The 13,186-nt window shown below is 69.0% G+C and carries 12 protein-coding genes and 1 tRNA gene; 11 read left to right on the forward strand and 2 right to left on the reverse strand.

Going from position 1 to position 13,186, the window contains the following annotated elements:
• The first annotated feature begins 895 nt into the window (after positions 1-895).
• Positions 896-1,507: a ricin-type beta-trefoil lectin domain protein gene (locus tag OG295_RS40085; protein ID WP_331732956.1), complete on the forward strand. Its 612-nt coding sequence runs from the start codon at positions 896-898 to the stop codon at positions 1,505-1,507.
• Between the two features lie 210 nt (positions 1,508-1,717).
• Positions 1,718-2,191, forward strand: coding sequence for a CHAP domain-containing protein (locus OG295_RS40090; protein WP_371681539.1), 474 nt, complete (start codon positions 1,718-1,720; stop codon positions 2,189-2,191).
• Positions 2,192-2,477: 286 nt separating this feature from the next.
• Here OG295_RS40090 and OG295_RS40095 read toward each other — a convergent pair whose 3' ends face one another.
• The gene (locus OG295_RS40095) at positions 2,478-3,341 is read right to left on the reverse strand and encodes a hypothetical protein (RefSeq protein WP_331732962.1); all 864 of its coding nucleotides are present in this window, start codon (positions 3,339-3,341) and stop codon (positions 2,478-2,480) included.
• Positions 3,342-4,378: 1,037 nt separating this feature from the next.
• On the opposite strand from OG295_RS40095, the gene OG295_RS40100 reads away from it, so the two are divergent.
• The 6 genes from OG295_RS40100 (at position 4,379) to OG295_RS40125 (ending at position 9,686) form a co-directional block, all read left to right on the forward strand.
• On the forward strand, positions 4,379-4,819 hold the full coding sequence (locus OG295_RS40100; RefSeq protein WP_371681540.1) for an IS5 family transposase: 441 nt from the start codon (positions 4,379-4,381) through the stop codon (positions 4,817-4,819).
• Positions 4,771-5,046, forward strand: a complete 276-nt coding sequence (locus OG295_RS40105) for a hypothetical protein (RefSeq protein WP_331732965.1) — start codon at positions 4,771-4,773, stop codon at positions 5,044-5,046. The genes OG295_RS40100 and OG295_RS40105 overlap by 49 nt, the downstream gene beginning before the upstream one ends.
• Positions 5,047-5,145: 99 nt before the next feature.
• Positions 5,146-5,219 (forward strand) — tRNA-Ser (locus OG295_RS40110).
• A gap of 445 nt (positions 5,220-5,664) precedes the next feature.
• Positions 5,665-6,063: a hypothetical protein gene (locus OG295_RS40115; protein ID WP_331732971.1), complete on the forward strand. Its 399-nt coding sequence runs from the start codon at positions 5,665-5,667 to the stop codon at positions 6,061-6,063.
• 240 nt (positions 6,064-6,303) lie between these two features.
• A complete protein-coding gene (locus OG295_RS40120) occupies positions 6,304-8,811 on the forward strand; it encodes a Helicase associated domain protein (protein ID WP_331732974.1) in 2,508 nt (835 codons plus the stop codon).
• 239 nt (positions 8,812-9,050) lie between these two features.
• On the forward strand, positions 9,051-9,686 hold the full coding sequence (locus OG295_RS40125) for a VOC family protein (protein ID WP_331732977.1): 636 nt from the start codon (positions 9,051-9,053) through the stop codon (positions 9,684-9,686).
• A gap of 244 nt (positions 9,687-9,930) precedes the next feature.
• Here OG295_RS40125 and OG295_RS40130 read toward each other — a convergent pair whose 3' ends face one another.
• A complete protein-coding gene (locus tag OG295_RS40130) occupies positions 9,931-10,656 on the reverse strand; it encodes a peptidylprolyl isomerase (protein WP_331732980.1) in 726 nt (241 codons plus the stop codon).
• Positions 10,657-11,277: 621 nt separating this feature from the next.
• Here OG295_RS40130 and OG295_RS40135 point away from each other — a divergent pair.
• The 3 genes from OG295_RS40135 (at position 11,278) to OG295_RS40145 (ending at position 13,104) form a co-directional block, all read left to right on the forward strand.
• Complete coding sequence (locus OG295_RS40135) at positions 11,278-12,300, forward strand: aldo/keto reductase (RefSeq protein WP_331732983.1); 1,023 nt, start codon at positions 11,278-11,280, stop codon at positions 12,298-12,300.
• 16 nt (positions 12,301-12,316) lie between these two features.
• The gene (locus tag OG295_RS40140) at positions 12,317-12,592 is read left to right on the forward strand and encodes a hypothetical protein (protein ID WP_371681541.1); all 276 of its coding nucleotides are present in this window, start codon (positions 12,317-12,319) and stop codon (positions 12,590-12,592) included.
• Positions 12,593-12,666: 74 nt separating this feature from the next.
• On the forward strand, positions 12,667-13,104 hold the full coding sequence (locus tag OG295_RS40145) for a MarR family transcriptional regulator (protein WP_331732988.1): 438 nt from the start codon (positions 12,667-12,669) through the stop codon (positions 13,102-13,104).
• Positions 13,105-13,186: the final 82 nt, after the last annotated feature.

Raw genomic sequence — 13,186 nt, forward strand, 5'->3', positions numbered from 1 at the left:
CAAGCGCTGCGCGCTTGGGAAGAGACCCGCCTCGCTGCGCTGGCGGGGCTCCGCTTCGCGGGCCATGGCCGGGCCTTCGGCCCGGGTCCCAAGCGCTGCGCGCTTGGGAAGAGACCCCGCCTCGCTGCGCTCGGCGGGTGGGCTACGCCCACCACTGCCCTGCCTTCGGCAGGGGTTTCCTCCGCTTCGCTTCGGAAACGCCTCGCTACGTCCAGCAGGGTCCGCTCCGCGGACCCTGCTCTCGCCTTAGGCGAGAGCACAAGCGCTGAGCGCTTGAAAAGTGGGTTAGAGCATGATGGCCTGCCTCCGGCAGGAGTTCCCTCCGCCTCGCTCCGGAAACAGGCCTCGCTGCCCTCGGCGGAGCGGCCTGGGCCCACCATGGCCCTGCCTCAGGACGGCCTCCGCTTCGCTCCAGGGACTTACCTCGCTGCGCTCGATGTTGCCTACTACCCGGACGCTGGCCGGCCTTCTGTGAGGGCCCAAACGCTGCATGCCTGGGTAGACCTTGCCTGGTTGTCTCATGGGCCAAGCCCCACCCAACCAGGGCCTGGGGGTCTCCCCACTTCGTTCCGATGGCGTCAGCTCAGTTGGCCGTCGAGGCGGCCAGCCTTTTGGCGTGCCACCCGATCGAAGACGCCTACACGGCTGGGGTCCGGCGGGTGGTTCGCGAAGACATCACTCACAGCCACGCCCCGCGGCCAGCACCCACACCGCTTTCTTGATCCAACCTATCAATTGCGCGTAAAGATTGCGCCACAAGAAACGGACCACAGCCATTCTCCGCCCACGGACGGGAAATCGGACGAAGAACCCCCTAGCATCCAAACAACCGTTCGGGGTGCGGGTTGGGCTCACCTACAGTTCTTTCGCAACCCCCACAATTCAAGGAGGTTCCGTGAACACACCGTCTCTACGCAGAAGACTGTTTGGGGCTGCCGCCGCCGTCCTCGCGGCACTGACCGTCGGTACCTCACCGGCCCACGCTGAAATCACCGTTGGCTTCAACCGACTCCTTGTAAACAACAGGACATCGACATGTCTGGATATACCAGAGGTCAGCGGAGCCAAATCGGGGGACCGCGTCGGCGTCTACTGGTGCAGTTGGAACGACAACCAACAGTGGGAGATCTGGCCCACGGTCCCGTTCCCTTACAGCCACGCCGACGGATCGACCGAATGGAGGCAGAAGTTCCTGATCCGGAACGCCGCAGGTCTGGCAGGCGACCATTTGTGCCTCGATCTGCCAGGCCAGGGCGGGGACCTTCCCAACGGCACGGAAATCCGCCTGCACACCTGCATCGCCGACGACGACAACCAGGAATGGTACTGGGATGGCACTCCCGGAGAAGAAGTCCTGGTCAACTACCAGACCGGCAAGTGCCTGGACATCGACGGCCAGAACTGGAACAAAACCGACCGCGGCCCCAAAACAACCTGGCTCTACGACTGCTGGGGCCCAGGCGGAGACACCGACGACCACACCTGGCACACCCTCTCCCAGAACTGAGCAGCCCAACAGAAGGATGCGGCGCCCGGCGTCTGACGAGGCAGAGCAGGGCCTGGATTAGCGGGCGCCGGCGGGGCGGGTGCTGGCATCGGGGCGGGCCCGGCTTCCTGACGCACGTTCCCTCCTGAGGTGGCGGTGAGTTTCCGTTCCTTTTCGCAGGTCAGAGGCGCATGGAACGCGGGGAACGGAAGAAATATGATCAGGCTATCGGTGGAACGCAGATCGTCCGACGGCATCGTCGGCCCCCGGACGCGGGCCGCGCTCCAGAACGCGGGCGGCACGGCCAGCAAGCCGCAGCCGGCCCCGGCGCCGTCCACACTGCGGAACAAGATCGTGTCCGTCGCCCGCGGGCAGATCGGTGTCACCGAGGGCAGCTCGGCCTGCAACAAGTACCTGGCCGGCACGGGACAGACCTGCAAGGTCGGCTGGTGCGCGGCGTTCTCGGAGTGGACCTGGCGCCAGGCAGGCGTCAAGAGCGTGCCCGCAGACCTGACCGGGCGCGGTGTCGGCTACTGGGGCAAGGAGCACGGGCTGTTCCACGAGCGGGGCGGCTACACGCCCAAGCCGGGTGACCTGGTGGTCTACGGGCCGCCGGCGAAGGCGACGCCCGGCGGGCACGTCGGTGTGGTCGTCGCCGTCAACAGCGACGGCATCTCCGGCTACGTCACCCCGCCCGGGGCCTGACCCGCACCATCCCGGGGCCGCCCCGCACGGGGCGGCCCCGCCCTCCCCCGCGATGCCGCCCGCTCCCCCGGCGCAGCGGGTGAGATGCGTTCCTTGCCGCAGGTCACAGGCGTGCGGAACAGCAGGAACGCGGCCGGGCTTTCGGTGGAACGGCGGAACGCCGACCGTCGGTTTTGTCAGCCCGGCCGCAGCAGGCCACAGCCCCCTCTTCTCCCGCACGGTGCGGGGACCCGACCAGGACGGACACCATGCGCGTTCGACCCGGGGGCCGAGCCGCCGGAGAAATTCAGCCCCGCTGGATTCCGTACGTGTCGTGGAGGATGCCTCGCCTGCCGTCCTGTATCTGCGCCAGGAGCTTCAGCCCCTGCCACTCGATGGCCAGATACCAGAGGCCAGTCGCCAGCTCGCCGATGGGGGTCGGGCCACCGTCCTCGGGCATCAGAGGTGTCGGGGCCGGGACGGCGAACCAGAAGGGCGCCTTGAAGTCCCATTTCCTCCCGCCCCTGAAGATGGCATCGAGCGGCATCCAACGCTCCTTCCAGGCCGGCAGGGGGTCCTGGGCGTGGGCGTGGAAGATGTGCAGGCTGCCGTTGAGCGGGATGCCGTCGATGACGGCCTGTGCTACGTCCCTGAGGGCCCTCGTCCGGATGGCTTTCGCTTCCGCATGCGCGGCAGCGCGGACCCGGTCGGCCTCTTCATGCGCTTCGGTGCGGACGATCTCCGCCTCTCGGAGGGCCTGTTCCAGGAGTTCCTTCGCGGAGTTCCGTACGCGCTTCCAGGGTGCTTGGGCCTGGCGCTGTAAGAACTTGACCTCGACCCAGCGGTCGCGCCACTGGGTGATGAGCGTGGCGTGGGCTGGGGAATGCGCCGCGGCCTGAGTCCCCGGTTGCTGGGGGATCGGGCTGCAGACGACGCGCACGAACTCCAGCAGCGCCTCGCACGAGGGAAGTCGCTTGCCCGAGAGCGCCTCGTTCACGCCTGCCTTGGTGAGCTTCGGGCGCACGGAGGCTTTGACGAGCTGGGAGTAGGAGGGGGCGCCGAACTGGATGTGGAACCGGGTCAGGTCGATCGCGAAGGTACGCAACGCCTCGTCGTAGGCGCTCATGGCCTCGGCGTCGCCCGGGTGCGTCTCGACACTGCCCTGCGTCACTGCCCCTCCTGGCGTCGCGTACAGCGTGACGGTCCACGGTAGGGCAGTTACGCCTGAACGTACGCGGATTTCACCGAACGTTCCTGAACGGCGTGGCCGTTCGACGAAAAGGCGTGTCTGTTCCACCTGTGACCAGCAGCGTCCGGGTGTTTACGGGGTCATCTGAATCACTGGGGTTTCATGGGACCGAAGCGGTCTGCTGCTTGCATGACTACAGGTGAAGCAGCAGCTCAAACCGCCCTGCAGATCGGCTCCGCGACTGTGCTGACGCCTGGACAGGTGGATGCCGCGATGTCCTTCCTGATCCATGACGTCGCCGGGAACGTGGCCGCCACCGCCCTCGTAGGCCTGGCTCTCGCGGCCTGGCGATGGAACCAGAGGCGGCGAACTCGGAATGCTCCGCAGCCCGAGCCCACTCCTCCCGAGTGACCAGAGCCGGTTAGAGATGTTCTCTGGGGGGGTGCGCCCCACGGCCATTTGCCCGCCGGGGCGTAGGTGGCACAGGAGCGCTGCGTTTCACCCGCGCCCAACGCCGGGGCGCGGGGACGTGACGGCCCGGCCGGGCGCCACAGCGGAGGGGGCGGCGGCTCGGATGTCGGCGACCCCACGCCGGATGCGCGCGGCGGTGCCTTCGGTGCCGAGCTCACTACCGCCCGTTGACCACCCCCGATCAGACCCGGACCTCCTCTGGCTTTGTACGTCAGTGGTAACTCACCAACAAAGCCACCCTTCGCTTCCTGGAGCAGTCGAAGCCACGCCGCGTGGTCCGCTGGTCGCGAGGATGCTGCGACTGTTGCCGCGGCGAACGCGTCACCCACGGTGGCGTAGGGGGAGCAAACCACATAGACCGCCTACGCATACGCGAGGGCAAGAATCACCCCTGCGGAGGAACTGCGAGCCGGAGGTCCCGCCGCAGCGAGGACCCCCGGCTCCCGGGCTGCGCGGGCGGCCCGGGAACCCGCAGGAACGACTAGGCAGTGTCTGATGCCTCTTGCCCGGCATGGTGGATCCACCGCTGTTCCGGGCAGGGGTCCGTCATGGTGCGTCGGCATGAACTGACGAACGCTCAGTGGGAGCGCATAGCTCCGCTGCTGCCGGAGACCGGGAACCCGGGTGGGCGGTGGGCTGATCACCGTACCGTGGTCAACGGTGTGTTCTACCGGACGCGGACAGGGATTCCGTGGCGTGACCTGCCTGAACGCTACGGAACCTGGCAGACGGTCTACGAACGCCACCGCCGGTGGTCGGCCGACGGCACCTGGTCGAAGATCCTGCGCGCTCTGCAGGCCGGCGCCGACTCCACCGCCCAGGACACGGACGGCTCGTGGGCAGTTAACGCCGACTCCACCACCTGCCGGGCCCACCAGCACGCGGCCGGAGCCCGGCACGCTCCCCCAACCGACCACCCCGAAAAGGGGGTGGCTCGCGTGTGGACGAAGAGGGCCGCGAGGCCCTGGGACGCTCCCGGGGCGGACTGACCAGCAAGATCCACCTGCTGGCCGACGACCGCTGCCGCCCCCTGGCATGGCTGACCTCGCCCGGCCAGCGCGGAGACGGCCCGATGTTCATCCCGCTCATGCAGGTACTCAAGGTCGCCCGCACTGGGCCCGGGCGTCCGCGGACCCGGCCGGACCGGGCCTGCGGCGACGCAGCCATCGTGATCTGGCTCCGCGACCTCATCAAAGAGCCATCAGACACTGCCTAGCCGGAGGCCCTTCCGGCTCCGCCTCCAGGACCAGCCCGCTCCGCGGGCAGCCAACAGCAAGGGGGCACCTGGGTGGCATAGCCTCAGCCGGCCGCGGCGGGGGCAGGTGGCGCAGAGGTCGACGCACCCTCTTGCTCAGAGGGATGACGCCGGTTCGAATCCGGCCCACCCCTGCCGCGTACTGTCACAGGGAGCCCTCCCTCATGACCTGGTTCAGGCTGACCGGGTCAGTCCAGGGTTTTGTTCGCCGGGCTGAGGGCGTAGAAGAAGTCCCTTCCCACGGTCAGGTCCGTGTTGCCTGACTGACCGCCCAGGAAACTGGCGCTCGACCCGATGGCTCCAGGACCAGCAGCCAAGGCCTGGGGCGCTGCGGCGAAGACGATTGCGGTGCCTGCGAGGGCAACCGCGGCGAGGACGCACTTAATGGTGTTCACAACCCCCTTCAACCATCTCCAAGGCACGCTGAGCTGCGGGTGGCTTCATGTCATGCGATGGAGGCAGAACCGGTTGAGGCACTATTGGTGAACCCTGACCGCCAGATCACGGGCGGGGCTAGCCTTGGCCTTCAACGGACCGGGGGGAAGCATGGGCTGGGATGCCGTGGCAGCGTTGAGTTCCGTGTCCAGCACAGTCATCGTGGCCCTGGCAGCGATGTACGCCGCCCGCCAGGTCAAGGAGGCCAAACGCACCCGGGCGATCACCTCGCTGGTCGCGCTGCACCAGGAGTATCAGTCTGCTGACCTCAGTCGCATCCGTCGCCGGCTAAAAGCCCATGAGCTCGGGGACTTCACCCACCTTGGCACAGATGACAGGGAGGGCTTGGACAACCTCCTCCAGAAACTTGAGCTCCTCGCAGTGCTGACCAATCGCGGCCTGGTCAACAGCGGAGACGTGGTAGCCCTCTTCCCCGGAATCCCCACAACCTTCGCTTTGGCCCGTCCCTACATCAACCTGCACCGCACCACACGGCCGGAATATGCCAGCCAGACGGAAGAGCTCGTACGTCGATACTTCTGATAGATCATCGCGGCGGACCGGCACCCGACGCAGGTGGGACAGACAACTCCCATACGGCACCCTCGGCCCCCTCTCACACCCGACACCGGTGAAGGCTGTCGAACGAGACCTGTCCGCAAATGCCGGGCACATCCATATACTGGTCCGGTAAATTCAAGATACATTGATGCAGTGTGTAGTATCTCGAAAACTCGGCTCCTCCCTTCCGGCGGGGGTGTTTCAACGGAGTGACGAATGTCGATGACCACCAGAATCACGCTCCGTCCACACCAGGAAGAGGCTGTGGAAGCCATCGTCCACGGGCTGGAAACTCCTCCGGGAAAGCGGATCCCGAAGGCAGGACTGCGGGCAACGGTCGTGTCTGCGTGCGGGACCGGAAAGACGTTCATTGCCGCGGCGGCCGCGCTGAGGCTTGCCCGTGGCGGCCGGGTCCTGGTGCTCCTGCCGACGCTGGATCTCCTCACCCAGACCGCCCGGGAGTGGCGGACTGCCGGCCACACCGGGCCGGCGGTCGCGGTGTGCTCACTTGAGGACAGCGCCCACCTGCACGACCTGAAGGTGCGCGCCACGACGTCGGCGCCGCAGCTCGCCCTGTGGCACGGCCGGGGCCCGGTCACCGTGTACGCCACCTACGCCTCCTTGCCGGTCGTGGCCGAGGCATTCGGTGGGGAGTACGGGCTGGTGATGGAGCCCTTCGACCTGGTGGTGGTCGACGAGGCGCACCGGACATCGGGGTCGGCGGGGAAGGCGTGGGCGGCGGTGCACCGCCAGGAGGTGATCCCGGCCCACCGCCGGCTGTACATGACCGCCACCCCGAGGATCTGGGCCGAGCGGCCGCGGACGCGGGCCGAGATGCGGTCGGCCGCGGCGGCACACCGGCGGAAGGAAAAGGCCCGGCGGCGAAGGGAAGAGGCTGCCGGGCGCACCTACGTGCCATACCACGAAGCGCTGTCAGCGGAGTTGGCGTGCTCGATGGACGACCCGAAGGTGTTCGGTCCTGTCGTCTACGAGCTGTCGCTGGCGGACGCGATCTCGCGGGGGCTGCTGGCGCGGTATCAGGTGGTCGTGGCCGAGCTGGTGGACCCTGTCGTGACCCCGGACCGGCTCTATGGGAAGGAGCGGTGGGAGGAGGAACTGCGGGGCGAGCGGCTCGCAGCGATGCAGACCACCCTCCTGGAAACCATGGCGAGCCACGGTCTGAAGACCACCATCACCTTTCACCACCGCACCATCGAAGCGCAGGCCTTCGCCGAGGGCCTGCCCCGGGTGGCGGCCCGGCTGCATGCCGTCGACCCGGGCCGGCACCCGGCGAAGGTGTGGGCGGGATGGCTGCGCGGACAGCACGAAGCCGAACACCGCGCCGACGTCCTCGCCGACTTCGGACGGCGGGCCGGCCGCGCCGTCCTCGCCAACTGCCGGGTGCTGGGCGAAGGTGTCGACATCCGCGCCGTGGACAGCGTGGCGCTGATCGACCCCAAGGGGTCCGCCGTCGACATCGTCCAGGCCATCGGCCGGGCCCTGCGCCAAAAGCCCGGGGAAGGGAAGATGGCGACGCTGATCGTGCCGGTCTTCCTGGCCGAGGACGAAGACCCTGAGGGGATTCTTTCCTCAAAGTCCTACGGACCTTTGATTCGGGTATTGCAGGGTCTTCGGGCGCATGATGAGCGTGCCGTGGAAATGCTCGCAATTCCTCAGGAAGCGCAGAAGCGCATCGTAGCGCCGTCGCCCCTGATCGGCGAGGCGCCCGACGCGGGCGGCGAGGAGGCTCGGCTGCTGCTGCGGTTCGCCGCCCCGCGGGACCCCGCGCTGATCGCGAAGTGGATCAGCTACCAGGTGTTCAACACCGAACGCCAGGACTGGAGGAGGGGCATCGAAGCCGCGCTCCGGTACCGGGAACGGGAGGGCGACCTGGAGGTGCCCTACGACCACGTGGAGGGTGCGCACCCCCTCGGGCGGTGGCTCTCCGACCAGCGGCGTGCCTTCCGCGCCGGGCAGATGACCGGGGAGCGGGCCGCCGAGCTGGAGGAGCTCGGGATCGTGTGGGACACCGCCGACGCCGCCTTCGCCGAGAACCTCGCCGCCGCACGGGCCTACTACGAGCAGCACGGGACCCTGGCCGCGCCGCGGCACGCGACCGCGCTGGACAAGCCGGTGGGGCAGTGGCTGACCAACGTCCGCCGGCCCGGCGGGCTCGGGAAGGACCCGGAGCGCGCGGAGCGGCGGGCCGCAGCCCTCGCCGCGATCGATGCGGACTGGAACCCGGGCGCACTCGGGTGGACCGTGGACTGGCAGCGCCAGTACGCAGGCCTGAAGGCCCTCCTCGCGGACGGTGCACGCCTTGCGGGCATCGTTCCGGGGGTGACATGGCACGGCGAGGACACCGGCCGGTGGCTCGCCACACAGCGCCACGACTTCCGCCGGCTGAACGAGGAGCAGCAGCGCCGCCTCGCCGGCCTCGGCGTGAAGCCGGCGCGGGCCGTACGGACCCGTACGGCGGCCACGGAGCCGGGCACGACCGCCACGTCCGGGCGGGGCGCGGAAGCCTTCCACAAGGGCATCCAGGCCCTCACCCAGTACATCGAACGGGAAGGCGGCGGCCTGCCCGGGCGAGCCCACATCGAGCACCTCCCCGACGGCACCGAGCACCGCACCGGCGTATGGATCACCAACCAGAAGCAGCGCCGCGACCGGCTCGACCAGACGCAACTCGAAGCCCTCGCCGCACTCGGAGTGCAGTGGGCGCAATAGCCCCGCGAGGCCGACACCAGGGCGCTGCCCTACGCGGGCGCCACGTTCCTTCCGCAGCAATGTATGGGCTCCCTCACCACCGGCGAAAATGGCGGCAGCGCTGCCGCCTGGCTTCGACCGGGCCTCCCCGCCGGAATGACGATGATCAATCCGCTCCACGGCTGAATCCGCAGCGTTCGCGGCCGGAACGGCGGGCGCGGCGTCGGGATTTGTGCGGGTTGTCGGGTGATGATGGCCCAGTGCGACTTGATCACGTGTCCTACGCGGTGGCCCGCGACAGCTTCGTCTCCACCGTCCAGTGGATCGGATCGGCCCTCGGCGGCGGGTTCGTCGACGGGGGCGTGCACCCGCGATTCGGCACCCGCAACTTCATTCTCCCCCTGAGCGGCGGCACCTACGTCGAGGTCGTCACCACGCTCGACCACCCCGCCGCCGACCGCGCACCCTTCGGCCAGGCAGTCGCGCGCCGCGCCGCCGAGGGCGGCGGCTGGCTCGGCTGGGTGGTCTCCGTCGACGACATCGCCCCGGTCGAAGCCCGCCTCGGCCGCACCTCGACCGAGGGCCACCGTGTCCGCCCCGACGGGCTCGACCTGAGGTGGAAGCAAATCGGCCTGCTGGAGCTTCTGGAGGACCCGCAACTGCCTTACTTCCTTCAGTGGTTGGTACCCAACGAGGAGCGCCCGAGCGCCGACCCGCGCACCTCCACCACCATCCACGGGGTCTCCATCGCCGGCAACGCCGCCTCCATCGCCGAATTCCTAGGCGAACCGGCCGACCACCCCCTCGACCAGATCGACGTCACCTGGGTCGAGGATGAGGAACCCGGCCTGGTCTCGGTCGAGTTCGCCACCGCTCACGGCCCCGTCACGATCTGACCCCTGCCGACTGCCCCGCGGGAGCAGCCGGCAGGGGTCTACGGTTGGACGGCGGTCAAGGCGTGCCTCCGCACGCTCTCCCTCCTCGGCGGCTGGGCAATAGCCTCGCTGCTCCGGACGCGGAGGCGAACGGCTTCTCCGTGGCCCTGTGGAAAAGGGGATTCGGGTGGCGTCGAGCAGCCGCCGGAAGCGCGGCCTCAGGCGCCAGGCACGCTCATCGAGGTCGTGGCCATGTCATGGTGCGTCAATGCCGGCCGGACGGCCGGACGCGGAGCAGCTCGGTCCGTAGTACGGGTGTGCCGTCGACCGGTGCCGGGTTCTCCGCGGTCGGCTCGATGCCTCCGGCGGCGGTCTTGTCGAGTGTTGCCAGGCCGTCGGGTCCGACGGTGCCGAACACCGTGTAGTTCGGTCGCAGTGCGGAGTCGCCGTAGACGACGAAGAACTGTGAGCCGTTCGTGTCCGGACCGGCGTTGGCCATCGCCAGCAGGCCGCGTCCGTAGAGGCGGCGCGTGCCGGTGGGATCGGTGGGTGCGGGCGGCAGGTCGACCGGCAGCTCGTCCTTGTACTTGTACCCGGGCCCGCCCTCACCGGTACCGGTCGGGTCGCCGCACTGCAGGACCTTCAGCGTCGGATACGCCGTCAGGCGGTGGCACACCGTACGGTCGTAGAACCCGTGCCGTGCCAGGTGCAGGAAGCTCTGGACCGTGCACGGCGCCTTGGCCCGGTCAAGGTGCAGCGGGAGGGGGCCCTGGCTGGTCGGGACGGCCATGTCGATCACGCCACGGCTGGGGGTGCGCCGCGGGTCGGGCGGCAGCGGAACAGGGCGCGCCGGCGGCTCGTCCGGGGTCTGTGCGTACTGGCAGGGACCGTGCGTGGTGCGCGGTGGAGCGCCGTCGGAAGCGGTGGCGACGCTCCCCCCGGACACGACTAACGTCACGGCCGCGAATGCGCTGATCAGTGCTCGTTTCATGTTGCGCGCCCTCCTGATGATCGCCAGGTTTTGGAGCGGTCGCAGTCTAGGGCGTGGTTTGGCAGGCGGGAATGGTGAGTAACGGCAGGAGGCCGACGCGGGCGACCCCGAGGTCCTCGCCCTCCAGTTGACGTCCCTGCTCGACGGAGCCACGGGCGGTGCAGGCGTCGGCCGCCCCACAGGCACCAGACGGCGGTCCGGCCGCCGGCAACCGACGCGCCCCGCACCAACCGGCTGTCCTCACCCACACCCACCAGCACAGCTCCCGCTCATCCGCGGGGACGTCGTGGTCGTTGTCACTCACCGGTCGTCGCCTCCTCCTTCGGACCAAGTGCGCCGGTCGGTCGGGCGCGGGCACATGTGTGGGCCTGCGTCACCGCGGCGGGGTTCCCGCGCACCTTCTTCTGCCGCGTGACGGGGGTGGCCCTCCCCCCGAAACCACATCGACGCCGAACGCGCGACGACATCGTCGTGGCCGTCGCGCAGGGTGGCGGTGCGGGACCGGTCGGCAGCGCCGGAGGCGGGGTATCGCAACTCTTCTATGTATAAGATATCGTATAGTCTGCGGTCGCCGCTGGTGTGTGTGCGGGGCCGTGGGGCACACCGACGGAAGGGGAAGCTGTGCGCACGACCACTCTCGGACGTACCGGCATCACGGTCAGCCGCATCGCTCTGGGCACGATGATGCTCGGCGCTTGGGGGAACCGGGACCACGGGGACGGTGAGCGTCTGGTTCGTGCCGCTCTGGACGCCGGGGTCAACCTCGTCGACACGGCGGACATGTACTCGGAGGGGGAGTCGGAGCGGATCGTCGGGAAGGCGCTCAAGGGGCGGCGGGACGAGGTCGTGCTCGCGACCAAGGTGCATTTCCCCATGGGTGGGGGCGGCAACCGGCAGGGCAATTCGCGGCGCTGGATACGGCAGGCCGTCGAGGGGAGCCTGCGGCGGCTGGACACGGACCGGATCGACCTGTACCAGGTGCACCGGCCCGATCCGTCGACGGACATCGACGAAACGCTGTCGGTCCTGTCCGACCTGGTGCGGGAGGGGAAGGTGCTCGCCATCGGGAGTTCGGACTTCCCGGCGGAGCAGATGGTGGAAGCCCGCTGGACGGCCGAGCGTCGCGGGCACGTGCCCTTCCACACGGAGCAGCCTCCGTACTCCGTCTTCATGCGGGGCGTGGAGCGTGCGGTGCTGCCGACCGCGCAGAAGTACGGCGTCGGCGTCCTGACGTGGAGTCCGCTGGCCAGTGGCTGGCTCACCGGCAAGTACCGCCGCGGCGGGCCGCTGGAACTCAACGACTTCCGGCGTACCCTCATCCCGCACAAGTTCGACCAGAGCCTGCCGGGCAACGCCCGTAAGTACGAGGTGGTCGAGGATCTGCTGCGGCTCGCCTCCGACGCGGGGCTCTCCCTCACGCACCTCGCGCTGGCCTTCGTACTGAGCCATCCGGCCGTCGACAGCGCCATCATCGGCCCGCGCACCGCCGACCAGTTGAAGGACCTGCTGGCCGCCGATGTGGAACTGGACCACGCCGTGCTGGACCGGATCGACGAACTGGTCCCTCCCGGTACCGACCTCAATCCCGCGGACGCGGACTACTCACCGCCGCAGCTGGCGGACGCGTCGCTGCGCAGGCGCTGACGTGTACGCCGAGAGCGTGCCGACGGGCACGTGCGGGTCACGGGCCGCCGCGCAGGAGCTGCTGCACGGGCCGGGGATCGAGCCGGCGCACCCTGTTCCCCTGTCGCCGCGGCATGCCGTGCACCAGTGGTCGAACGGCTTCGGCCAGGACGCGCGCCGCTCGACGGTGAGCGACGCGCTGCCGGCCGTGGTCCTGGGTCCCCCGCCGCGGAGTGGTGGCGGTGAGGAAGTACGGCTGTTCTTCGCCCGGCGCCGTCCCCGGACCGAAACGCACGGGCCGGAGACCATCTGATGTCAGATCATGCGCAGGGGTCATGTGGTGATAAGAGATATGCGGGTAACCTTAACGTCATGGCGTCATCGGCGATGGAAGAACGTATCGGGGACCACATCAAGCGGGTGGAGCAGGAGCTCACGTCCGCCAAGCATGCTGCCCTGAAGCCGTTCAAGCTCAATGTCCCCCAGTACAACGTGCTCCTGGCGCTCCAGCAGCAGCCGGGGCTGTCCGGGGCGGCGCTCGCGCGCCGCGGCATGGTCACACCGCAGACGATGTCGTCGGTACTGGCCACAGTGGAAGGCCGGGGTCTGGTCGAGCGCCGCCCGCACCCGATCCACCAGCAGATCCTGGAAGCCCGCCTCACCCGCACCGGAGGTGCCCTGATCCGGCGCGCCGACGAGGCCGTCCGGGGCGTGGAAGCCGTCCTGACCGCCTGCTTCGAGGCCGACGCGGCCAGAGAGTTCCTGGCGCGGCTGGAGACGTGTTCCGAGGCGCTGGCGGGCTACAAGCCGGCCGAGGGGAAGTAGGGGCGGCCGGACGACAGGCGCCTCGATGCAAAGCCCCGGCCGGGGCGGGCCCGGAGCCCGCCCCGGCCGGGGCTTTGCATCG

Source organism: Streptomyces sp. NBC_01276 (assembly GCF_041435355.1).
In the GTDB taxonomy this organism is placed as follows: Bacteria; Actinomycetota; Actinomycetes; order Streptomycetales; family Streptomycetaceae; genus Streptomyces.

What these genes read in the sequence shown, in the direction of transcription:
- OG295_RS40100 (WP_371681540.1), top strand. Translation starts at nt 4,379, where the DNA reads ATGGTGCGTCGGCATGAACTGACGAACGCTCAGTGGGAGCGCATAGCT.
- OG295_RS40120 (WP_331732974.1), top strand. Translation starts at nt 6,304, where the DNA reads ATGACCACCAGAATCACGCTCCGTCCACACCAGGAAGAGGCTGTGGAA.
- OG295_RS40130 (WP_331732980.1), bottom strand. Translation starts at nt 10,656, where the DNA reads ATGAAACGAGCACTGATCAGCGCATTCGCGGCCGTGACGTTAGTCGTG.
- OG295_RS40145 (WP_331732988.1), top strand. Translation starts at nt 12,667, where the DNA reads ATGGAAGAACGTATCGGGGACCACATCAAGCGGGTGGAGCAGGAGCTC.